The sequence below is a fragment of the Sphingomonas chungangi genome, from assembly GCF_013778325.1.
In the GTDB taxonomy this organism is placed as follows: domain Bacteria; phylum Pseudomonadota; class Alphaproteobacteria; order Sphingomonadales; family Sphingomonadaceae; genus Solisphingomonas; species Solisphingomonas chungangi.
Window position 1 is genome coordinate 146,411 of record NZ_JACEIB010000007.1, and the last position, 21,219, is coordinate 167,629.

The window sequence follows — 21,219 nt, forward strand, 5'->3', positions numbered from 1 at the left end:
GCGCGCCTACGATCAGGCGTATCGTACTTCCGTGGCGCCGAAGCGGGATGCGGCGGGCGGCACGATGAAGTTTCCGACGGCGTCGTCCTCATCCAGCTCCGCCCAATCCTCCCGATCCGCGACGCGGGTGCTGATTTCCTCCGACAGATCGCGGAGAAGCGGCAGATAGTCCCGCAACGCGGCGCTGTTCGAGAGCGCGCGAGGCATGTACATCAGGAGCAGCACGGCAGCGAGCTTTCCGCCGATCATGATGGGGACGCTGATCGAGCGTTCCGGCATGTCGTTGGGCGGTGGCTGGATGGCGTAGCCCTTCTCCATCACCGGCCGCGTGAGGCTCATGAACAGATGGGCGTTCCTGGAACGGTCCCGGTTGATCGCGTGTCGCGATGTGCGCAGCGTGTCGAGCAGTCGATCCCGCTCGGCGTCGGCTGCGAACGCATAGGCGACGAGCCCGCTGCTCGAGGCCAGTATCGGCGTTTCGGCGCCGATCCTGCGCCGATTGAGCCAGAGCGACGTTGCCGGGTCGGTCGTCGTCCGGAGGACCATCGTATCGCCTACCTGCGTCGCTATGCCCAACGGCCAGCCGATGCGGCGCGTGACCTCGAACAGCAGCGGGGTCGCGATATGAACGATCCAGCAATCGTCCGAGAAACCTCGCGCGAGGGTCGTCACCTTCGCGCTGAGCCGGAAGCGCCGATCGTCCGGAATGCGCTCGACATAGCCTTCGGCGGCCAGCGTCATGAGGATGCGTTCGGCGGTGGTGCGTGGCAATTCCAGATGTCGTGCGAGTTCGGTGATGCCAAGTGTGTTCACCTGGTTGAGGAGGGTGAGCACCTTGAGTCCCCGCTTTAACGATCGTAGCTCCTGATCCTGTTTCATCGACGGTCTCCCCGCGCCGCCCCCTGCCAGGAGCGTAACGAGATAGTCACATCAGCATCACGAGGATTGCAATACTTGCCCGGTAAGCCCGGATCGTTATGCGTAAAAGTCAATGCGCCTGACACCGCGCGTTGCTTTATTTGCGAGCAGACGTGCCCGAATTGCCCTCCGATTGGGCAATTTCGCCGCCAGTCCGCCGGCGGGCTCATCGCCATGCGGGCATTGCTTTCGCGGCACCTGTCGTTTCGAGGCGACAGGCGCTAGGCGCGACTCATGAGTCACCCGGTACCGGCGGAACCGCCGACGTCTAACTTGCGGGCATGGGGAACATTGGCGGTGCTGATCGCCGCCTATGCCGTATCCTTTCTCGATCGCCAGATCCTTGGGCTGCTCGTCGATCCGCTCCGGCAGGATCTGCGGATCGACAACACGCAGATCGGCATGCTCCAGGGTCCGGCATTCGGGCTGCTCTACGCGGCGCTTGGCCTGCCATTGGGTATCTTGGCCGATCGCACGCACCGGGTGCGGCTGATGGCGGCGGGCATCATGGTCTGGAGCGTCATGACGGGCGCCTGCGGGTTGGCCCCGAGCTTCGGGTGGCTGTTCGCCGCGCGTGTCGGCGTCGGGGTCGGGGAGGCGGCGCTGGTGCCGGCCGCGGTGTCGGTGCTCGCCGATCTCTTCAGCGGTGCCCGGCGGGCACTGGCGATGAGCCTGTTCACGGCAGGGATCTCCGTGGGGCAGGGGCTGTCGCTGCTGCTCGGCGGCGCGTTCGTCGCCTTCGCGCAGACCGGCGCGACCCGGTTGCCGCTTGTCGGGCACTGGCTCGCCACGCTTCATCCCTGGCAGATCGTGTTCCTGCTGGCGGGTGCCGTCGGCGTACCGCTCGCAATGGCGATGCTCGCGATTCCCGAGCCATCGCGCGCGAAGGTCACGGCGGCCGAGGCGACCCACGGCCTGTTCGCAACGCTCGCCGCGCGGCCGCGCCTGTTCGTGCCGCTGCTTGCGGGATCGAGCCTGCTCTATTTGTTCTCGAACGCCACCGCTTCATGGATGCCGAGCCTGTTCATCCGCGATTTCGGCTGGACGGCGGCCGAGACCGGCGTGCGGCTGGGCAGCCTGTTGCTGGTATGCGCGCTCGCCGGAAATCTGCTGAGCGGCGCGAGCGCCACCGCGCTGGGCCGGCGCGGGCGGATCGAGGCGCCATTGCTGGTGATGCTCGGCGGCGCCGCGATGCTCGTGCCGGTCGGCGCGCTCGGCCCGCTGGCCGGTTCGGCAGCGGGGGCGCAGGCGGCGATCCTGGCGATCTTCTTCGCGATCGCGCTCTGTTTCGGGATGGCCACGGCGACCTTCGTGGCGGTGACGCCGCCGGCGGTACGCGGACGGATGATCGCGCTCTATTTGCTGTGCGGCAATCTCGTCGGGCTTGGGCTCGGCCCGCCGAGCGTGGGATGGCTGCTCGATCGGGTGGTCGGTCCATCCGGTCATGTCGGGTCGGCGCTGGCGCTGGTCGGCCTTTGCACGTGCGTGCCGGGATTCCTGCTGATGGCGAGCCTGATCGGACGATATCGTGCAGCCGCGTTGTCGATCAGCCGACCTGCCAGCAGGTCCGGTGCCGCCGCCGGCTGATCCGCCAGCCTTCGGCCGTGCGGCGGAACAGATCGGTGTAGCCGATGCCCTTCGTCACGATCCGCTCGCCCGGCCCGATCAGGTGGGCGACCGCCAGCGTCTCGCCGGTCGCGTTATCGCCATCGAGGCGCAGGGTGATATTGGCGATGACGTGGGTGCTGTGGTCGAAGGGGCGCCCGCCGGCCGGCGTTATCGCGACGCGGATGGCCTCGCGCCCGTCGAGCGTGCCGCTTGCCATTTCCAGCACGGCATCCTGCGTGAAGCAGCCGACGAGGGCGTCGAAGTCGGAGAGGTCGGCGGCCTGGGCATAGAGATGGACGAGGTCCACGATCGCCGCGCGATCGGCGAGTGCCTGTGGCATCATGCCCGGTCCATCGCGTCATAGGCATCGCGCAGCATTTCGGCGGTCTGCCGGTAGCGGCGACGATGGTCGTCATCCTCCAGCCTGGCGCTCGGCCGGTAGCCCGGCCCGGTCGCATAGGCGCGTTGCACGGCGGGGCGCGCGCCGACATGGCTCAGCCAGCGCGCGATATGGGGGAAATCCGCGAGATCGATGCCCTGGATGGCGTGTGAGGTGATCCACGGATGGCAGGCGATATCGGCCACGCCATAGGCCTCGCCGATATGATCGCGGCCCTTCAGCCGCCGATCGAGCACCGCGTAGAGCCTGCGCACTTCGCGGGCGTAACGCTGCTCGGCATAGGACCCGCGCTCGGACAAGGCGTGATGCCGGAAATGGCCGTTCTGACCCGACATCGGCCCCAGCCCCGCCATCTGCCACATCAGCCATTGCACCTGCTCGGACCGGGCGCAGGGATCGGCGGGCAGGAAGCCGTGCCGCTCGGCGAGATAGAGCAGGATCGCGCCCGATTCGAACACCGCGAACGGAGCGGCGCCGCCCGGCGGATCGCGATCGACGATCGCGGGCATCTTGTTGTTGGGGGAGACAAGGAGGAAATCGGGGTTGAAATGTTTGCCGGGCAGGCTCTCGACGTCGATCAGCCGACGCGGCAGACCGAGCTCCTCGATCAGGATGAGAACCTTGTGCCCGTTCGGTGTCGGGCTGAAATAAAAGTCGATCATGGGTTGGCGCTTCCTGCGAGAAGAGCGGCCAAGCGGTCGTCATAGGCCGACAGCGGCACCGCCGGGTTGCAGATCTGGCGGATCGGGACGGTGCGCGCCGACAGCGCGGCGGAGGCATCGTGCGCCAATGCGGCGCGGACGACTTGGCCATAGCCTTCGTGATCGTTCCTGAGCGCCAGCGTCCGCCGATGAAGCGTTCTGCCATCGAAATCGCCGACGATGTCCCGCTGCGTTTCGGCCCGGCGATCGTACCAGGGAAACCAGATCTCGGCGTCTCGCAGCATCAGCCACGTGCGATACCAGTGTGCTCCATCCTCGGTGATCGGGATGGCGGGCACATAGCGCTCGGCCATGTCGGCGCGGGCGCCGTCGTCGGGGAGCAGCAGCCCCTCCAGCACGATCGACGATGCCGTCGACACCGCGCAGGCGACCGAGCTGCCGAAGCCGATGCCGTGGACGGCCGGGCGTTCGATCCGACAGGCGCCGAGAACCGATTCCACGGCGGCCGCGATATCCATGATCGTCGGTATGCCCGGCAACGGGTCCGATCCGCCGCAGCCGGGCAGGTCCGGCGCGATGACGCGAAAGTCGCGGGCGAGGGTCGTGATCCGCGCTGCGATGTCCTCGCTGCTGCCTGGCGCGTCATGCAGGAGAAGAAGGGGCGGCGCGTCGCTCTCGCCGGCGCTGCGGACCAGCATCTGGCCGGTTGGCAGATCGACATAGTGGCGCGCAATGCCCGATGCGGGCGGATCGGGATCGTGCGACGCCGAAACTGGCCCTGCCAGTTCGGCGAACAGGTCCGCCAGAAGGGCCGGCTTGTCGGCGGCGGTGGTGCGGATCGTGCGATGGCCCTCGGGCAGGCGTTCGGCGTGGGCGGTCAGGAAATCGCCCTCCGCCATCACGAACCGCGCCGGCACGCCCAGCGCGGCGATGCGTCCGGCGGCGATGCGGCCATAATCGTGGACGTCGCGAAACGGCGCGGAATAGCTCTCCGCCGAGCGATAGAAGTAGCGCACCCAGCGATCGACATGATCGGCAGTTGCGGGTCGTGCCAGCGGAAGGATCGTGGCCGGGCCCTTGGCGTGCCACGGATAGAAGGCCGCCTGATCGCGAAACCGCGTCCAGGTCGCGCTGAAATGCCCGCCGAGTGGATCGATCGTCAGCGGCGGGGCGAAATCGCCGGCGAACAGCGCGTCCGTCTCCGGACGAGTGAAGATCGGCATTCCGTCGATCACCAACCCGGCGACGAGTTGGGGGTGACGCGCCGCCGCCTCCACCGCGACCGCCGCGCCGCTATGATAGCCGAACAGCACGGCCGGCGGCATGGCGAGCGCCATCAGTGCCTCGGCCAGTGCCTCGGCGAGGCCGCCGACATCGGCGGTGCCGTCCAGCGGATCGCTGAGGCCGAACCCGGCATTGTCGAAGGCGAGCACGGTGTGGCCTTCGGCCCAGCGCGCCATGTCGGCCGCGAAGAAGCCGCCGTCGGCCATCGCCGGATGGAGCAGGACGAGGGGCCGCCCTTCACCGGCGCGCCGGTAGTGCATATGCCGCCCGGACGGCAGGCGGACGAGGCGGCGCCGGACGATCATCCCGGCGCGCCGCCTAGCGCGCGAGGCCGAGCGAGCCGGGGTTGACCAGCCCGCGCGGGTCGACCGCCGTCTTCACCGCCTCGAGCAGGCCGTAGGTCTCGGGCCGCAACGCCTCGCGATAGGGATAGGATTTGCCGATCTGGCAATGGACGGCGCCGTGGCTCGAGAACAGCTCGACCAGTTCCTTGCGCAGCGCGGCCACCGCCTCGCCGGCGGGTGCGCGAACCGGCCCGTCGTCGAGCGCGCTGCGCTCGGCACCGCGATCGTGGATCGCGAGGCGGTCGTCCGTCCAGTAGAAGAGCGGCTCGATGCACACCGCGTTGGCGCCGATGGCGAAGAAGATCGTGCCGACGGTGATGTCGTCCTTCGCCATGCGATCGGCGTTGCGAGCGAAGAAGGCCCGCGCATCCGCAGTGACTTTCCGTATGCGCGAGTGCGGATAGATGCCGTGGGTGGGCAGGTTTCGCTGCTCGGGCGCTTGCGTCATCAGCGGCAGGAAATCGTTGAACGGCATTCCGCGCATCGCGCGCGGTGCAGAGGGTTCGACGGCGGCGGCGCCATGCCCGTCGGCGATCGCGCGGATGCGCTGAAGTCGGCCCTCGGCGCCGGCGTCGCTCGGATCGTCGATCGTGCAATGGAGCAGCCAGGCCTTGCCGTCGAACGTCCGTTTGCCGCGCAGCGCGAGGCGCAGGCCGTCGATCGCGCCCGCGAGCGGGTTGCGGCCCGATCGCAGCACGCCGCCCAGATAGCGCATGTTGTCGAGCATGGAGTTGCGGCTGCGCAATTGCGCGCCGAACGGCGGATCCCACAGATAGCATTCGGCGGCGAGCCCCGCCCGCGCCACGTCGGATAACGCCGCCAGAGCCGACGGCTCGTCGTCGAAAGCGAAGCTCGCGTAGCGGTGATGCTCCGGGAAGGGGATGAGCTTCAGCATCGCCACCGCCTTGAAGCCGAGCGCGCCGGTGTCGTTCAGGAACAGGCCGGTGAGGTCGGGCCCGAAATTGCGAAAGAAGGGATGGTCGGCGCGGGTCGACGCGGCGGAGCCCGTCGTCAGCCGCGTGCCGTCCGCCAGCACCACCTCCAGCCCGAGAACGCTGTCCGCGGTGGTGCCGTATTGCGTCGAGCCCAGGAAGAAGCTGCCTTGCGAAAGCGCCCCCCCGACGGTCGCGCGATATCCCGACATCGGGCCGAAATAGGGGGTGCGCAGCCCCTTCGCCTTCAGCGCGTCGTAGAGGTCGGTCCAGGTGACGCCGGCTTCGACCACGACGTAGAGATCCTCGGCGTTGATCTCGCGGATGCGGTTGAGGTGGCGCAGATCGACGGTGATCGTGTCGGGCCGGATCGGCACATAGCCCTGCGTATAGGAAAAGCCGCCGCCGCGCGGCACGACGGTATGACCCGCCTCCGTCGCCAGCGCGACCGCCTGCGAAAGCTGTTCGACGGTGCGCGGCGCGATGACCGCCACGCTGGTTTCGCCACGGGTGAAAATGTCCGTCGAGAAGAAGACGCGCTTGTCAGCGGCGGTTTCCACCGCATCCGGCCCGAGCAGCCCGCGCAGCCGGTGAACGAGAGCGTCGTCGCATGCGGGCGGCGCGTCGGCGGCGGCGTGATTCAAGGCGCATGCTCCGGACGGAAAGGGTGCGGCCTCGTCTTCATGCGAGGCCGTGATGTGCGCATGATGTGCGCACCACGGCGCCACCGCAGCAGCGCGAATGGGAAGCCACCGGCAATCGGTTATCTTCGGCGGACGTGGTTTCTTCTCGATTGTCGGCCCGCTTATTCCTCCGGCCGAAATCGAGGGAGGGTTGTGCGTGGCGGATCAGGTTGCGGTGGAAAACAAGGCGGGAATCGCCCGTGTGACCTGCGGATGGAAGAAGCCCGAACTCGCGCTGGAGAATGTTCGTCCCTATTGGCGCGACGTTCACAGCCCGGCGATCTCGCGTCGTGCCGGCATCTACGAATATCGCCACTATCCCCTCGATCCGGTGCGCGCCGATCTGTTCGGTCCGGTGCCGGGAATCGATTTCGCGGGTGTCGACGGGCAGCAATTGATGTGGCTTTCGGACGTGCGCTACGCGAACGAGGAGGACATGGCGATATCGGGCGCGTCGCCCAATCCTGAGGTGATCGCGAAAATCCTCGCCGACATCGAGATGATCGTGGACAAGAGCACGACCTACAAGGTGATCGGCGAGAACGGCCGTACCTTTGCCGACACCGGCGGTGACCCCGCGCCGCAAGGCCCGGCTACCGCGCCGACGTTCGGCATCTTCCTGCGCCGCCGGGGCGACGAGGCGCCGTTCCGCGCTGCGGTGACCGCGATGGCCGAGCGTTGGGCCGCGACGCCGGGCGTCCGCCGCGTCCGCCTCGCCTTGTTCGAGACGCCCGACATGGAGGCCGAGCGCAAGGCCGGCTACCCCGTCAAGACGCATCCTTTGGAGATGCAGTATCAGGCGTGGATCGACCTCGTGCTGGAGGACGAGGTGATCGCGAGATCGCTGCTACGCGAGGCCGATGCGGCGACGATCGCGACCGTCCATGCCTATCCGGCGCCGGCGGTCTACACCTTCGTTTACAACGGCAAGCCGACGTTGTCGGGCCTGCGCGGCTACATGGCGGTGGAATCGATCCGCAGGCTGGGTGCGGAGCACCAGAAGGATCCTGTGCTGCTCGAATGGATGTACGGCGACGTCGCGGCCGGCGGGGCCAGCGCATGAGCGTCGACCCCGGCCGCAGCGTCAGCGAGCGACTGGTCGCGTTCGTCCGCGCCCAGCTTGCGGCCGGCGTACCTGCGGATGTCCGTCACGAGGCGGCGCGGCTGCTCCTCAACCAGTGGAAGGCCTCGGTCGGCGCGACCGACAGCGAGGCCGTGCGGATCATCCACGATTGGGCGACCTCGACGAGCGCGCCCCCGGGCGGCTCCACGATCCTGTGGTTCGGCGGCAAGGCGGCGCCCGAACAGGCGGCCGTGGTCAATGCCGCCCTGTTCGAGGTGCTCGATTTCAACGAGACCTATATCCCGACCTTCCAGCACGCCGTCTCGGGCGTGCTGCCGGCGGCGCTGGCCTGCGCGGAAGCAGGCGGCCAGAGCGGGCGACGGGTTCTCGATGCCCTCGCGCTCGGCATCGAGGTGGAGCTGGCCTGCGCCGCCATCCTGATGCCGACCGGCTATTTCCGGGGCTTCATTCCCGGCGGCATCACCGGGGCGATCGGCGGCGCGGTGGCCTGTTCCATCCTGTCGGATCATGACGACGCGACGATGGTGAGCGCCATCGGCATCGCGATGAACTGCGGGCTCGGCCAGTATCAGTCGGCCGGCAGCATGGTCTTCTCCTATCTGATGGGATCGGTGGCGCGGAACGGGCTCACCGCCGCCGATCTCGCCGGGCGCGGCATCACGGCGCCGCGTCTCGCCTTCGAAGGCGACAAGGCGATGCTCTCCTCTTATTCGGACGAGAGCCCCGACAAGATCGAGAGCGTGCTGGCTTCACTCGGGCAGGAGTGGCGGATCAAGGCGCAGAGCTACAAGACCGTCCCCACCGAGACGATCACGCACGGCCCGATCGGTTGCGTGATGGAAATGCTGAAGCGTGCGAACGGCCGTGAGCCGGCCGCGATCCGCTTCGGCGTCGCCGCGCTCACCGTGAAGATCGCCGAAGAGCGGGCCAGCCGCTGGGGTGCGCCGACCAGCGATCTGGAGGCCAAGTTCGATCTCAAGCATTGCGCCGCCGCCGCCTGGGTGCGTGGCCGCTTCACGCTCGAGGAGATGACGGAAGCGGCCTTCACCGACCCCGAGATTCTCGATCTGCGCGCGCGCATCGAGCTGTACGATGATCCACGCCACCCGACCTTCGACGGAGCCTCCTGCCAGGTGACGTTCACCGACGGCAGCACCGAGGATTACAATCTCCCCGCCTTCCTCGGCACTCCCGCCAATCCGATGAGTGATGCGGAACTGTCCGACGTGTTTCGCCTCTCGGCCGGAGACAGGCTGCCGGCCGAACGGATCGACGCGATCCTCGAGGCGGTCTGGGGTCTCGAATCCGCGCCGGACGTGCGCCGGCTGATGCAGCTTTCCATCTTTCAGGAGCTTCGACCATGACCCTCGTCAACCTGCCGAGCGGCGAGACCATCTGGTACAAGACCACCGGCACCGGTGCGCCGTTGCTCCAGATCCATGGCTCCGCCTTCGGACACCGCAATTTCGAGAAATTGACGCCGCTGATGGCGCCGCATTTCGAATGTATCGATTTCGATCTGCCCGGCTACGGCGAAAGCAAGGGCCTGCCCCAATCGAGCATGGCCGGCATCGCCGAACAGGTCTACGGCTTCCTCAGGGCGGCGGGCTACGACAAGGTCAGCATCCACGGCACGTCGTTCGGCGCGATGATCGGCATGACGCTCGCCGCGCTCCATCCCGAGATCGTCGACAAGCTGGTGCTGAGCTGCTTCCTCACCCGCTACGACAACGCCGCGCGGATGATGCGCTCGACCTGGAAGCGCACGGCGAAGGACAGCGGCATGGAGGCGGTCGCCGATCTCACCTCGGTCGCCGGCTTCGCACGGGGCTTCTACGATCTGCCGCACGCGCAGGCGCAGCTCCAGTCGATGCGCGACGCGTTCGCCAAGAACACGCCCGAGGCGTTCATCGCCGGCACGGAGACGATCGAGCGCACCGACCTCTCCGAATATATCGACCGGGTGAAGGCGCCGACCCTGCTGATCGCCGGCGCCGAGGACAATATGACGCCGTTCAAGCCCGCCGACAGCGGCGTCGGCTTCCATCACATCAAGGATCGCATCCCCGGCGCCGAGCTGACGGTGTTGCCGGATTGCGGGCATTATCTGGTGATCGAGCAGCCCGAGCTGTGCGCCGAAAAGGTCGTCGAGTTCGTCAACCGCTGAGCAGCGCGCCGATCGCCGCCGCCATGGCTAGGACGCGGCGGTCGGCGAAACGCGGGCCCGTGATCGTGACGCCGACGGGCAAGCCATTGGCGGCGATGCAGCCCGGCACGTTGACGCACGGGACGTGCAGCAGGGTCCACATCCCGTTGAACAGATAGTCCCCGGTCGCGGCCAGCCCACGCGGCGCCTCCGCGACGGTGCTGGGGGTCAGGATCGCGTCGTATCCGCCCGCCAGCGCGTCGAAGGCGCGGCGCCATGCCGCCGCTTTGTCATAGGCTTCGACCAGCCGCTGCCGATTGCTGGCAGTCCGCGCCGAGACCATCGCGCGCATGTTGGCATGCAGCCCGTCACCGCCCGTCACGTCCGCCGCGAGGAAGGCGGCGCCGCCCTCGGCATGCATCACGAGATCATGGACCCGGGCGATGTCCGACCACTCGTCGTCGGGCAGCGCCACCTCCTCGATCACGGCACCGGCATTCCGCAAGGCCTGCTCCGTCCGCGCGATCGCGTCGCGCGTCGCCGGTCCCGCTTCGGCCCAGTAAGGCGTTCGTGCGATGCCGATCCGCGCACCGGCGAGCGTCGCCGACCGGGCCGGTTCGGGATCGAACCGATCGAGGATCAGCGACAGATCGTCCGCCGAGCGGGCATACCAGCCGATCGTGTCGAGGCTGGGCGCGAAGCTCTTGGCACCTTCGTTGCTCACCAGTCCCCATGTCGGCTTGATACCCCAAATGCCGCAATAGGAAGCGGGCCGGATGATCGATCCGCCGGTCTGCGTGGCGAGCGCAATCGGCACATGTCCGTCCGCGACGGCGGCCGCCGATCCGCTGGACGAACCGCCTGGGGTATGATCGAGCGCGTGGGGGTTGCGGGTGGGGGCCTTGGTGCCGGTCGCCGCGAATTCGACGGTCTCGGTCTTACCGAGCATGAGCGCGCCGGCGGCACGCAGCACCGCGACGCAGCCGGCATCGGCCGACGTCGCCGGTTCGTCATGGATCGGCGAATTGTAGCGCGTCGGCATGTCGCGGGTGAGGATCACGTCCTTCACGCCGATCGGCACGCCGTGCAGCGCACCGCGCGGGCCGGCGTCGAGCGCGACGGCGGTCTTCAGCGCGGCCGCCGGATCGAGATAGGCCCAGGCACGCACCGCCTCCTCGCGCGCGGCGATCCGATCGAGGCAGCGGGTGGCGGCCGTCACGGCGTCGTTATTGGCGGCAAGGATCTCGGTGGCGGTCGGCATCGCGTCCATGCCGCCCTTCGTGCCGGTTCGCGCGTCGAGAGGGGTGATCCGTCGCGCCGGCCACCGGCATGCGGTGAAGCCGGCCTGCGATCGTTGAGCCCGCCAGTTGGTTCGGCGACAGCCGCCGCCATGTCTCTCACGCTCTACGACAAGATATGGTCCGCGCACGTTGTCGCGAACGAGGAGCCGGGCGTCGATCTGCTCTACATCGATCGCCAGTTGCTTCACGAGGTGTCGAGCCCGCAGGCCTTCGAGATCCTGCGTGAAAAGGGCATCCAGCCACGCCGTCCCGAGGCGCAGCTCGGTCTTGCGGACCATGCCGTGCCGACGCGCCACCGCGATCGCCCGATCGCCGATCCGCTGGCCCGTGCGCAGGTCGATCGCCATGCCGCCAACTGCTTCGCCTTCGGCATTCGCTATCTCGAGCTGGAGGATGTGCGGCAGGGCATCGTCCACGTCGTCGGCCCCGAGCAAGGGTTCACCTTGCCCGGCATGACGCTGGTGTGCGGAGACAGCCATACCGCGACGCAAGGCGCCTTCGGCGCGCTCGCCTTCGGTATCGGCGCGAGCGAGGTCGGCTGCGTGCTTGCCACCCAGACCTTGCGCCAGCGCAAGGCGAAGCGGATGCGGGTGACGATCGACGGGAAGCTCGGGCCGCATGTATCGGCCAAGGACCTGATCCTGGCGATCGTCGGCCGGCTCGGCGCCGCCGGTGCGACGGGACATGCGATCGAATATGCCGGCTCGACCGTGCGCGGGCTATCCATGGAAGCGAGGATGACGCTCTGCAACATGAGCATCGAGGCCGGATCGCGCACCGGCCTGATCGCGCCCGACGACATCTGCTTCGAGTATCTCAGCGGTCGTCCGATGGCGCCCGCCGGTTCCCTGTGGGATGCGGCCCTCGCCGATTGGCGCGCCCTGGCGAGCGACGACGAAGCGACGTTCGACAGTGAAATCGCGATCGACGCCACCGCGCTGGAGCCGCAGGTGAGCTGGGGCACGAGCCCGGATCAGGTCACCGGCATCGGCGGCGCGGTGCCCGAACCCACAAACGCGCGGGCGCGGGCGGCGCTGGATTACATGGGCCTCGTCGCCGGCACGCCGCTCGATCGGGTGGCGATCGACCATGTCTTCATCGGCTCCTGCACCAACGGGCGAATCGAGGATCTGCGTGCCGCCGCCGCGATCCTTGCCGGGCGCACGATCGCGGACGGCGTGCAGGCCATCGTGGTACCCGGTTCCGGCCTCGTGAAGCGCCAGGCGGAGCGCGAGGGGCTCGACACGATCTTTCGAGCCGCCGGCTTCGAATGGCGCGACGCGGGATGCTCGCTGTGCGTCGCCATGAACGACGATCGCCTGCAGCCGGGCGAACGCTGCGCCTCCACCTCCAATCGCAATTTCGAGGGGCGTCAGGGGATCGGTGCGCGCACCCATCTGATGAGCCCGGCGATGGCGGCGGCGGCGGCCGTCACCGGCCGTCTCTCCGACGTGCGCCGGCTGGCGTGCTGACATGACGCCCTTCACCACGTTCACCGCCGTGTCGGCGTCGCTGCCCGATGCGGATGTCGATACCGACATCATCTATCCCGCCCGCTTCCTGCTGATCACGGAAAAGAAGGGGCTCGGCCGCTACGCCTTCTACGAGAAAAGGTTCGATCCGGCGGGCGCGGAGCGGCCGGATTTCCTGCTCAACCGTAAGCCGTTCAGGGAGGCCGGCATCATCGTCGCCGGCGCCAATTTCGGTTGCGGATCCAGCCGCGAACAGGCGCCGTGGGCGCTCGCCGACCTCGGCATACGCTGCATCATCGCGCCGAGCTTCGGGGAGATCTTCTTCGGCAACTGCTTCAAGAACGGGATGCTGCCGATTGTCCTCGACGGCGAGCCGCTGGCTCGGTTGCGCGCCGATGCCGAGGCCGGGGCGATGCTGACCGTCGATCTCGATACCTGTCTCGTCATCCGGCCCACCGGCGATCCGATCGCCTTCACGGTCGATCCGTGGCGGCGCGAGGCCTTGCTCAACGGCTGGGACGAGGTCTCGACCATTCTCGCTCGCCGATCCGACGACATAGCCGCTTTCGAGCGGCACCAGCAGCTTGCCCGGCCGTGGCTGTGGCAACGCGACGCACAGGAGAATGACGCACATGGCTGATCCGATCCTCCGCCGGAAGCTGGAAGCCGGCGAGTTCGTCGCGGCGCCCGGCATCCACGACATGATCGCGGCCGTCGTCGCCAACAAGGTCGGCTTCGACATCGTCTACGGCACCGGCTACTGGCTGACCGCCTCCGCGCTGGGCCTGCCGGATGCCGGCATCGCCACCTACACCCAGATGCTCGATCGCATGGCGACGCTGGTGCGCACATCCGATGCCGCCGTGATCGCCGATGCCGATACCGGCTACGGTGGCCTGCTCAACGTCCACCATACCGTGCGCGGCTATCAGGAGGCCGGCGTCACCGCCGTCCAGATCGAGGATCAGGAATTTCCCAAGAAGTGCGGCCATACGCCCTTCAAGCGGCTGGTGCCGATGGAGGATATGGTCGAGAAGGTGCGCGTCGCCTGCAAGGCGCGGAGTGACGACAATCTGCTGATCGTGGCGCGCACCGACGCACGGCAGAGCGAAGGGTTCGAAGGCGCGATCGCCCGCGCCAAGGCCTATGGCGAGGCTGGCGCGGACATCCTGTTCGTCGAGGCGTTGACCAGCGAGGACGAGATGCGCCGCGCCTGCGATCTGCTCGATCGCCCGATGCTCGCCAACATGGCCAATGGTGGCCTGACGCCGATGCGAACCGCCGCCGAGTTGCAGGCGATGGGGTATGCGATGGCGATCTTCCCGTCGCTGACGGCGTTGGTCGCCGCGCGATCGATCGAGACGGCGCTGCGCCGGCTGAAGGCGGATGGCTGCGGTGACCCCGCCGACATGCTGTTCGATTTCAAGGAATTCTGCTCGCTGATCGGGTTCGAGGATGTGTGGGCCTTCGAAAAGGAGTGGGCACGGTAGCTTGCACGCCCGCAGCGGCGGGATAAGGTAGCGCCATCCGTTGGAGTTCAGCATGGCCGCATCCGTTCGCCGCCGGTTCGTGAAGGTCGGTGCGCGCAACGTGCATTACCGGATGACCGGCACCGGGCCCGCGGCCTTGTTCATCCATTCCTCACCGGCCAATTCGTCCTTCGTCCTGCCCGAAATGGCCGCGATGGCGGACCGCTTCACCTGCATCGCCTTCGACACGCCCGGTTTCGGACTTTCCGATCCGTTGCCGGGCGACAGACTGGAGGTCGCCGACCTGGCCGATGCCATAGCGGAAGCGATGCAGGCACTGGCCATGCCGCCATGCCCCGTGTTCGGCACGCATACGGGCGCGGCGATCGCGCTGGAACTGGCGGTGCGGCACCCCGCGCTCGTGACCGGACTGGTGCTCGATGCCGTCCCGATCTTCACCGAGGCGGAGACGGCCGCGCTGTTCGAGGACTATCTGATCGCGCTCGATCCCGATCCGCTCGGCGGCCATTTCAGCCGCTACTGGACGCGCTTTCGCGATCAGTCGATCTGGTTTCCGTGGAGCCAGCCGTCGCCGGCGCATCTCAATCCCTACGATCTCGCGGCACCCGAGCGGACTGATCACTGGGTGTCGATGTTCTACGAATGCGGTCGATCCTACGCGCCGGCCTATCGTGCCGCGCTCGACTACGGCCCCCGCGCCATTGCCGCCGTGCAGGCGTTGGAAGTGCCGGCCTTGTTCACGGCGATCGCATCCGACATGCTGTTTCCGCATCTCGATCGCTTGCCGCCGCTCCGTCAGGGGCAGAGCGTGGTGCGGCTGGATGCCTCGCTGGCGGCCAAGCACGCACTGCTGCGTGAGGCGTTCGCAGGCTATGCGGCCTCGACCTGGCCGGACATCGTGAGGGGCGGACCGCCCGACAGGCAGTTCGTCGATGTCGCCGGCGGCCAGATCTTCGCGCGGCTGAGCGGGGACGGGCCCGGCACGCCGCTCGTCATAGTGCCCGACCTGCCGGGGCCGCAGGTGCCCCGTATCGAGGGCATCGAAGCTCGTCCGGTGGTGACCCTCGATCCGCCGGGCAGCGGCGAGTCCTGCTGGATCGACGGGGGGCTGGAGGACATCGCCCTGCTTCTGTGGCAGGCGATCGGGAGTCTTGGATACGATCGCGTGATCCTGCACGGCACCGGCTTCGGCGCGGTGATCGCTGCCGCAATGGCTGGGCAGCGGCCGGATCGAACCGAAACGCTGATCCTCTGCGGCCCGCCATGGCATGACGAGAACGAACGCCGTGCTTTTGCCGACCGGATCGCGCCGCCGATCGAAATAGAGGCGGACGGCTCCCATTGGTATCGCGCCTGGCTGATGCTGCGCGATTCGCTGGTCTGGTTTCCATGGTACGATCGCCGGCAGACCGCGCAGCGCCGCGTCCCGGCCGATTTCGACGCTTGGCGCCTGCACGAGCGCACGGTGCGCGTGATGAAGCAGCGACAGGACTATGCGCGGCCGATCATGGCGGCCCTTTCCGTGCCGCTCGGCGCGTTGCTGGATCGGGTCACATCCCCGATCTTCGCCTATGGGGATGACGAGGTACCCTTTTCCACCGCCTCCGATCAGCAATGGCGCGAATGGCGGCAAGCGATCCGTTGGATCGAAACCGGCGGGCTGAACGCCGTCCTCAATCGTCCCTAGCTGCCGTTTCCACAAAGGCGTCCGCCTCGATACTGGCGGCCATGGCGCGGAGTTTCGGCACGAAATCCTCGACGATCCGTGCATATGATATGGCGCTGGCGATGAACATCATCAGCAGCACCGCCTTGATCTTGCCATCCGCGAAGATCGGCACGCTGACGCTGCGTTCGCGTCCGTCGTCGATCCCGAAGCTGTAGCCACGCCGGCGGACCTCGTCGAGCAGGTAGGCCATGCGCGTCTCGTCGCGCGCCACCGCCTGCCCCGGGTCGTCGGAGCGGCGCAGCAAGGCGAGCATCTCACTGCGCTGCACGTCGTCGAGGAAGGCTAGGAAGACCTGCCCGCTGCTCGATCGCGCCATCGCGATCTCGCTGCCGATATGGCGGCGGTGGATGTTCATCGACGTCGCGGGATCGGTGGTGACGCGCAGGCTCATCCGCTCGCCGAGCGGCGTCGCGATGCCCAGCGGCCAGCCGATGCGGCGTGTCGTCTCGAACAGCAGCGGCGTCGCGACATGCGCGATCCAGCTTTCATCGGAATAGCCGTGCGACAGGGCCCGTACCCGGCTGGTGAGAAAGAAGCGTTTGGTGACGGGATCGCGTTCGACGAACATTTCCGATTCCAGCGTCCGTAGCACCCGCTCGGCCGTCGTCCGCGGCAACTCCAGCCGGCGTCCGAGTTCCGAGATGGTGACGGAGCCCAGATCGTTGATGAGCAGGACGGCCCGCAGGCCACGCTTGAGAGATTTCAGTTCGTCTTCGGGTTGCATGATCAGCCATTATCGAATCGCGACGGTGATTAGGTCGCCGATCGGCATAGCGCCATCGCCGTCCACCGCCATGCGGGCGATGGTGATTGTTCTGGTGGCGGATATTGTCCGCCCCGCCCAGGGAAGCGGCCGTTCGGGAGTTGAGACATCGTGAAGATCACCGCCGCCATCCTCGATCGTATCGGCCATGCCGCGCCCTTTGCCGAGGCGCGCCCGCTCCGCCTGGCGGAGATCGATCTGGCAGCGCCCGGCCCCGGCGAATTGCTGGTGCGGATCGAGGCGGCGGGGCTGTGCCATTCCGATCTCTCGGTGATCAACGGCGATCGCCCGCGCCCGATGCCGATGGCGATCGGGCACGAGGCGGCGGCGACGGTGGTTGCGACGGGCGACAGCCGATCCGATCTGGCCGTCGGGGATCGCGTGGTGCTCTCTTTCCTGCCGGCCTGCGGGCAATGCCCGGCATGCGCGGCGGGCGAGGGCTATATGTGCGCGGCGGGCGCGCAAGCGAACGGCGAGGGCCGGTTGCTCGGCGGCGAGCGCCGGCTGTGCGAGCATGGCAACGACGTCCATCATCACCTCGGCGTCTCGGCTTTTGCCACCCATGCGGTGATAGACCGGCGTTCGGCGGTGAAGATCCCGTCCGATATCCCCGTCGAGGTCGCCGCGCTGTTCGGCTGCGCGGTTCTGACCGGCGTCGGTTCGGTGCTCAACACGGCTTCGCTCCGGGCAGGCGAGAGCGTGGCGATCTACGGCCTCGGCGGTGTCGGTCTAGCGGCTTTGCTGGGTGCGCTTGCGGGTGGCGGTCAACCGGTCGTCGCGATCGATCCCATGCCCGAGAAGCGCGCGCTCGCGATCGAACTGGGTGCCGCGGCTGCCTTCGATCCGGGCGAGGCGGATGCCGGGGTGATCGCCACGCTCGGCGGCAGGCCTGATCTCGTGGTCGAGACCGTCGGCAAGGCGGCGGTGCTGGCCTCGGCCTACGCACTCGCGCGGCGCGGCGGGCGGATCGTGACCGTCGGGTTGCCCAATCCGGCCGAGCAACTCAGCATTCCAGCGGTATCGCTGGTGGCCGACGGCAAGACCCTGATGGGAAGCTACATGGGTTCGTCCATCCCGTCGCGCGACATTCCCCGCTATATCGGCCTGTGGCGCGCCGGGCGGTTGCCGGTCGAACGGCTGCTGACCTCGGTCAGCCCGCTCGGTGCCATCAACGGCCTGCTCGACGAGCTCTCGTCGGGCCGCGCCATCCGCCAGATCGTGCTCCCGCACGCCACCGCCTGAGAAGAAGGCCAGCATGACCTCCGAAACCGAGAGCTTCCCAGAAATCCGCGAGGCTGTGCGCCGGCTCTGCGCCGATTTCCCGGGCGAATATTGGCAGAAGCTCGATCGCGAGCGTGCCTATCCGACCGCGTTCGTCACGGCACTCACCGAGGCGGGGTTCCTCTCGGTGCTGATCCCGGAGGAATATGGCGGTTCGGGCCTCGGACTTCAGGCGGCGACGGCGGTGCTGGAGGAAATCCATCGTTCGGGTTGCAACGGCGGCGCCTGCCACGCCCAGATGTACACGATGGGCACGGTGCTGAAGCACGGTTCGGACGCCCAAAAGCAGATGTACCTGCCGAAGGTCGCGTCGGGCGAGTTGCGCCTGCAGGCTTTCGGCGTCACCGAGCCCACGGCGGGGACCGACACGACGCGCATCCGCACGTTCGCGAAGCGGACCGGCGACAAATATGTCGTCAACGGCCAGAAGATCTGGATCAGCCGCGCCGAACATTCGGATCTGATGGTCCTGCTCGTTCGCACCACCCCGCGCGAGGAATGCGCCAAGCCTTCCGACGGGATCAGCGTGCTGCTGGTCGACATGCGGCAGGCTTTGGGCAACGGCCTCACCATCCGGCCGATCCGCACCATGCTCAACCACGCCACGACCGAGCTGTTCTTCGACGATCTCGAAGTGCCGGCAGCGAATCTGATCGGGGAGGAGGGCAGGGGCTTCCGCTACATTCTCTCCGGCATGAATGCGGAGCGCATTCTGATCGCGAGCGAGTGTATCGGCGACGGCCGCTTCTTCATCGATCGCGCATCGGCCTATGCGAAGGACCGCAATGTCTTCGGCCGGGCGATCGGCGAGAATCAGGGCATCCAGTTCCCGATCGCGCGCGCTTACGTGCAACTCTCGGCGGCGTCCGGCATGGTCGATGCCGCGGCGCGGATGTTCGACGAGGGCCGGGATTGCGGCACGGAAGCCAACATGGCCAAGATGCTGGCATCCGAAGCGAGCTGGTACGCCGCCGACATGTGCGTGCAGACCCATGGCGGCTTCGGCTTCGCCGAGGAATATGACGTCGAGCGCAAGTTTCGCGAAACGCGGCTCTACCAGGTCGCGCCGATCTCGACCAACCTGATCCTCAGCCACGTCGCGACGCACGCGCTCGGCCTGCCCAAGAGCTTCTGATGCGGGGCGCGCTCGACGGATTGCTGGTCGTCTCGCTGGAGCAGGCGGTGGCGGCGCCGTTCTGTACGATGCGGCTCGCCGACGCTGGCGCGCGGGTGATCAAGATCGAGCGGGCCGAAGGCGACTTCGCGCGCGGCTATGATCATGTCGCCCACGGCGAGAGCAGCTATTTCGTCTGGCTGAATCGCGGCAAGGAATCGCTCGTCGCGGACATGAAGGATGCGGGCGACGCGGCACTCGTCCGGCGCATCGTCGCACAAGCCGACGTGTTCGTGCAGAATCTCGCGCCGGGTGCGGCGCAGCGGCTGGGCTTCGGGTCGGCGGACTTGCGTGCCGCTCACCCGCGCCTGGTGACCTGCGACATATCGGGATATGGCGAGGCCGGTCCCTATCGCGACATGAAGGCCTACGACCTGCTCATTCAGTGCGAAGCGGGGCTCGCGGAGATCACCGGTACGCCGGACGCTCCGGGCCGCGTCGGGGTGTCGGCGGCGGATATCTGCTGCGGGATGAACGCGCATGCGGGCGTTCTGGAGGCGCTGCTCGCGCGGGAGGTGACGGGGAGGGGCAGCGGCATCGCCGTCTCGCTCTTCGACGGGCTGGCCGACTGGATGACGGTGCCCTTGCTCCATCAGGATTACGGCGGACGGGCGCCCAAGCGGGTCGGCATCAATCATGCCTCGATCGCGCCTTACGGTGCCTATGCGACGGGCGACGGGCGCCAGACGGTGCTGGCCGTGCAGAATGAGCGCGAGTGGGCCGCCTTCTGCGCGCATGTGCTGCAGCAGCCCGGGCTGGCGCACGACCCCCGCTTCGCGAGCAATGCCCAGCGTTGCGCCCATCGCGAGGCGTTGCAGGTGGCGATCGAGGGCGTGCTGGCCGATCTGGACAGCGAAAACCTCGCCCGGCGCCTGAATGCGGCGAAGATCGCCTTCGGCCGGCTCAACGACGTCGCAGGCCTGTCGCGCCACCCGCAGCTCCGCCGGATCGAGGTGGCGACCCCGGGCGGCCCCGTCGCCATGCCCGCTTCGCCCATCCAGGTGGAAGACGGGCGCCCGACGCCGCCGCGGCCCGTTCCCGCCACGGGCGCGCATGACGCGGCGATAAGGAAGGAATTCGCATGATCGACGCGGCCTTCCTGCAGGGCTGGGTGGGGCGCAGCGAACTGCGTCACGATGTCGTGACGCCCGCCCCGATCGATCGGCTTGCGGCGCTGCTCGACCACGCGACGCCGCCGTGGCGGCCCGGCGTTCTACCGCCGCTCGGTCATTGGCTTTTCCACCTGCCGGACGCGCGCCAGAGCGGGATCGGGCCCGACGGGCATCCCCTGACCGGCGGGTTTCTCCCACCGGTGCGGCTCCCGCGCCGCATGTGGGCGGGCAGCCGCATTCAATTCCATCATCCGGTCGCCTATGGCGCGGAGATCGTCCGCCGCTCGACGATCGCCTCCGTCGAGGTGAAGGGCGCGCCGGGCGACGAGAAGGTTTTCGTGACCGTTAGGCACGACATCCTCGATGGCGACCGCGTCGCCATCGCCGAGGAGCAGGACATCGTCTATCTCGGTGATGCACCCCGATCCACCCGCCCGGATCACGACGGAGCCCGGCCGGTGGCGGACGCCGTGCGATCGATCGCGATCGATCCGGTGCAGCTGTTTCGCTACTCCGCGCTGACCTTCAACGCGCATCGCATCCACTATGATCGGGACTATGCGACAGGCGTGGAGATCTATCCCGGCCTGGTCGTCCAGGGACCGTTGCTGGCGACGTTGCTGATGGATCACTTCCTGCGGGCGCATCCCGAAGCCATCGTCACGAGCTTCCGTTTCCGCGCACGCGCGCCGCTGTTCGATGGAGAGACGTTCGATCTCTGTCAGGTCGGGGCCGATGCCGGTGCCGACCTCTTCACCTTCGTCGAAGGGCGCGGGCGGACCATGACGGCTAGCGTCATGGCCGCATCATGATTCGCCGCTGGCGATCCCTGCTCT

General features: G+C 67.8%; 19 protein-coding genes. 12 read left to right on the forward strand and 7 right to left on the reverse strand.

From position 1 onward, the window contains the following. Positions 1–12: 12 nt before the first annotated feature. A complete protein-coding gene (locus tag HZF05_RS11935; RefSeq protein WP_160366586.1) occupies positions 13–879 on the reverse strand; it encodes a helix-turn-helix domain-containing protein in 867 nt (288 codons plus the stop codon). A gap of 273 nt (positions 880–1,152) precedes the next feature. Here HZF05_RS11935 and HZF05_RS11940 point away from each other — a divergent pair, with 273 nt between their 5' ends. Further along, entirely contained in the window at positions 1,153–2,505 is a 1,353-nt protein-coding gene (locus HZF05_RS11940) for an MFS transporter (protein ID WP_160366587.1), read from the forward strand. On the opposite strand, the gene HZF05_RS11945 is transcribed toward HZF05_RS11940, so the two are convergent. Genes HZF05_RS11945 through HZF05_RS11960 form a run of 4 tightly spaced genes read right to left on the reverse strand, consistent with a single transcriptional unit; the run spans position 2,465 to position 6,792 of the window. Continuing rightward, positions 2,465–2,869: a nuclear transport factor 2 family protein gene (locus HZF05_RS11945; RefSeq protein WP_160366588.1), complete on the reverse strand. Its 405-nt coding sequence runs from the start codon at positions 2,867–2,869 to the stop codon at positions 2,465–2,467. The two genes, HZF05_RS11940 and HZF05_RS11945, sit on opposite strands and share 41 nt — an antisense overlap. After that, complete coding sequence (locus HZF05_RS11950; RefSeq protein ID WP_160366589.1) at positions 2,866–3,588, reverse strand: glutathione S-transferase N-terminal domain-containing protein; 723 nt, start codon at positions 3,586–3,588, stop codon at positions 2,866–2,868. Before HZF05_RS11950 ends, HZF05_RS11945 begins: the two co-directional genes overlap by 4 nt. After that, positions 3,585–5,177, reverse strand: coding sequence for an alpha/beta fold hydrolase (locus HZF05_RS11955; RefSeq protein WP_160366590.1), 1,593 nt, complete (start codon positions 5,175–5,177; stop codon positions 3,585–3,587). The genes HZF05_RS11950 and HZF05_RS11955 overlap by 4 nt, the downstream gene beginning before the upstream one ends. 13 nt (positions 5,178–5,190) lie before the next feature. Next, entirely contained in the window at positions 5,191–6,792 is a 1,602-nt protein-coding gene (locus tag HZF05_RS11960) for an FAD-binding oxidoreductase (RefSeq protein ID WP_160366591.1), read from the reverse strand. A gap of 196 nt (positions 6,793–6,988) precedes the next feature. On the opposite strand from HZF05_RS11960, the gene HZF05_RS11965 reads away from it, so the two are divergent. The 3 genes from HZF05_RS11965 to HZF05_RS11975 are packed head-to-tail and all read left to right on the forward strand — an operon-like array spanning position 6,989 to position 10,082. Next, positions 6,989–7,894, forward strand: coding sequence for an EthD domain-containing protein (locus HZF05_RS11965; RefSeq protein WP_160366592.1), 906 nt, complete (start codon positions 6,989–6,991; stop codon positions 7,892–7,894). Then, positions 7,891–9,279, forward strand: a complete 1,389-nt coding sequence (locus HZF05_RS11970) for an MmgE/PrpD family protein (RefSeq protein ID WP_160366593.1) — start codon at positions 7,891–7,893, stop codon at positions 9,277–9,279. The genes HZF05_RS11965 and HZF05_RS11970 overlap by 4 nt, the downstream gene beginning before the upstream one ends. Continuing rightward, complete coding sequence (locus tag HZF05_RS11975; protein WP_160366594.1) at positions 9,276–10,082, forward strand: alpha/beta fold hydrolase; 807 nt, start codon at positions 9,276–9,278, stop codon at positions 10,080–10,082. The genes HZF05_RS11970 and HZF05_RS11975 overlap by 4 nt, the downstream gene beginning before the upstream one ends. Here HZF05_RS11975 and HZF05_RS11980 read toward each other — a convergent pair. After that, a complete protein-coding gene (locus tag HZF05_RS11980) occupies positions 10,072–11,331 on the reverse strand; it encodes an amidase (protein WP_160366595.1) in 1,260 nt (419 codons plus the stop codon). The two genes, HZF05_RS11975 and HZF05_RS11980, sit on opposite strands and share 11 nt — an antisense overlap. Before the next feature lie 120 nt (positions 11,332–11,451). Between HZF05_RS11980 and leuC the strand changes: the two genes are divergently transcribed. Genes leuC through HZF05_RS12000 form a run of 4 tightly spaced genes read left to right on the forward strand, consistent with a single transcriptional unit; the run spans position 11,452 to position 16,011 of the window. Beyond that, a complete protein-coding gene (leuC, locus tag HZF05_RS11985; protein ID WP_160366596.1) occupies positions 11,452–12,834 on the forward strand; it encodes a 3-isopropylmalate dehydratase large subunit in 1,383 nt (460 codons plus the stop codon). 1 nt (position 12,835) lies between these two features. Beyond that, complete coding sequence (leuD, locus tag HZF05_RS11990; protein ID WP_160366597.1) at positions 12,836–13,474, forward strand: 3-isopropylmalate dehydratase small subunit; 639 nt, start codon at positions 12,836–12,838, stop codon at positions 13,472–13,474. Continuing rightward, positions 13,467–14,324, forward strand: coding sequence for an isocitrate lyase/PEP mutase family protein (locus HZF05_RS11995; RefSeq protein ID WP_160366598.1), 858 nt, complete (start codon positions 13,467–13,469; stop codon positions 14,322–14,324). Before leuD ends, HZF05_RS11995 begins: the two co-directional genes overlap by 8 nt. Positions 14,325–14,376: 52 nt before the next feature. Next, positions 14,377–16,011: an alpha/beta fold hydrolase gene (locus HZF05_RS12000; protein ID WP_160366599.1), complete on the forward strand. Its 1,635-nt coding sequence runs from the start codon at positions 14,377–14,379 to the stop codon at positions 16,009–16,011. On the opposite strand, the gene HZF05_RS12005 is transcribed toward HZF05_RS12000, so the two are convergent. Next, the gene (locus HZF05_RS12005; RefSeq protein WP_160366600.1) at positions 15,998–16,777 is read right to left on the reverse strand and encodes a helix-turn-helix domain-containing protein; all 780 of its coding nucleotides are present in this window, start codon (positions 16,775–16,777) and stop codon (positions 15,998–16,000) included. The two genes, HZF05_RS12000 and HZF05_RS12005, sit on opposite strands and share 14 nt — an antisense overlap. A gap of 150 nt (positions 16,778–16,927) precedes the next feature. On the opposite strand from HZF05_RS12005, the gene HZF05_RS12010 reads away from it, so the two are divergent. The 4 genes from HZF05_RS12010 to HZF05_RS12025 are packed head-to-tail and all read left to right on the forward strand — an operon-like array spanning position 16,928 to position 21,195. Beyond that, entirely contained in the window at positions 16,928–18,058 is a 1,131-nt protein-coding gene (locus tag HZF05_RS12010) for an alcohol dehydrogenase catalytic domain-containing protein (RefSeq protein ID WP_160366601.1), read from the forward strand. Between the two features lie 13 nt (positions 18,059–18,071). Then, a complete protein-coding gene (locus HZF05_RS12015) occupies positions 18,072–19,232 on the forward strand; it encodes an acyl-CoA dehydrogenase family protein (RefSeq protein ID WP_160366602.1) in 1,161 nt (386 codons plus the stop codon). Beyond that, on the forward strand, positions 19,232–20,356 hold the full coding sequence (locus HZF05_RS12020) for a CaiB/BaiF CoA transferase family protein (RefSeq protein ID WP_160366603.1): 1,125 nt from the start codon (positions 19,232–19,234) through the stop codon (positions 20,354–20,356). Before HZF05_RS12015 ends, HZF05_RS12020 begins: the two co-directional genes overlap by 1 nt. Further along, positions 20,353–21,195, forward strand: a complete 843-nt coding sequence (locus HZF05_RS12025; protein ID WP_160366604.1) for an HTD2 family dehydratase — start codon at positions 20,353–20,355, stop codon at positions 21,193–21,195. Before HZF05_RS12020 ends, HZF05_RS12025 begins: the two co-directional genes overlap by 4 nt. The last annotated feature ends 24 nt before the right edge of the window (positions 21,196–21,219 follow it).

What these genes read in the sequence shown, in the direction of transcription:
- HZF05_RS11975 (WP_160366594.1), top strand. Translation starts at nt 9,276, where the DNA reads ATGACCCTCGTCAACCTGCCGAGCGGCGAGACCATCTGGTACAAGACC.
- HZF05_RS11980 (WP_160366595.1), bottom strand. Translation starts at nt 11,331, where the DNA reads ATGGACGCGATGCCGACCGCCACCGAGATCCTTGCCGCCAATAACGAC.
- HZF05_RS11945 (WP_160366588.1), bottom strand. Translation starts at nt 2,869, where the DNA reads ATGATGCCACAGGCACTCGCCGATCGCGCGGCGATCGTGGACCTCGTC.
- HZF05_RS12025 (WP_160366604.1), top strand. Translation starts at nt 20,353, where the DNA reads ATGATCGACGCGGCCTTCCTGCAGGGCTGGGTGGGGCGCAGCGAACTG.
- HZF05_RS11950 (WP_160366589.1), bottom strand. Translation starts at nt 3,588, where the DNA reads ATGATCGACTTTTATTTCAGCCCGACACCGAACGGGCACAAGGTTCTC.
- HZF05_RS11935 (WP_160366586.1), bottom strand. Translation starts at nt 879, where the DNA reads ATGAAACAGGATCAGGAGCTACGATCGTTAAAGCGGGGACTCAAGGTG.
- HZF05_RS11940 (WP_160366587.1), top strand. Translation starts at nt 1,153, where the DNA reads ATGAGTCACCCGGTACCGGCGGAACCGCCGACGTCTAACTTGCGGGCA.
- leuC (WP_160366596.1), top strand. Translation starts at nt 11,452, where the DNA reads ATGTCTCTCACGCTCTACGACAAGATATGGTCCGCGCACGTTGTCGCG.
- HZF05_RS12000 (WP_160366599.1), top strand. Translation starts at nt 14,377, where the DNA reads ATGGCCGCATCCGTTCGCCGCCGGTTCGTGAAGGTCGGTGCGCGCAAC.
- HZF05_RS11970 (WP_160366593.1), top strand. Translation starts at nt 7,891, where the DNA reads ATGAGCGTCGACCCCGGCCGCAGCGTCAGCGAGCGACTGGTCGCGTTC.
- HZF05_RS12015 (WP_160366602.1), top strand. Translation starts at nt 18,072, where the DNA reads ATGACCTCCGAAACCGAGAGCTTCCCAGAAATCCGCGAGGCTGTGCGC.
- HZF05_RS11995 (WP_160366598.1), top strand. Translation starts at nt 13,467, where the DNA reads ATGGCTGATCCGATCCTCCGCCGGAAGCTGGAAGCCGGCGAGTTCGTC.
- leuD (WP_160366597.1), top strand. Translation starts at nt 12,836, where the DNA reads ATGACGCCCTTCACCACGTTCACCGCCGTGTCGGCGTCGCTGCCCGAT.
- HZF05_RS11955 (WP_160366590.1), bottom strand. Translation starts at nt 5,177, where the DNA reads ATGATCGTCCGGCGCCGCCTCGTCCGCCTGCCGTCCGGGCGGCATATG.
- HZF05_RS12020 (WP_160366603.1), top strand. Translation starts at nt 19,232, where the DNA reads ATGCGGGGCGCGCTCGACGGATTGCTGGTCGTCTCGCTGGAGCAGGCG.
- HZF05_RS12005 (WP_160366600.1), bottom strand. Translation starts at nt 16,777, where the DNA reads ATGCAACCCGAAGACGAACTGAAATCTCTCAAGCGTGGCCTGCGGGCC.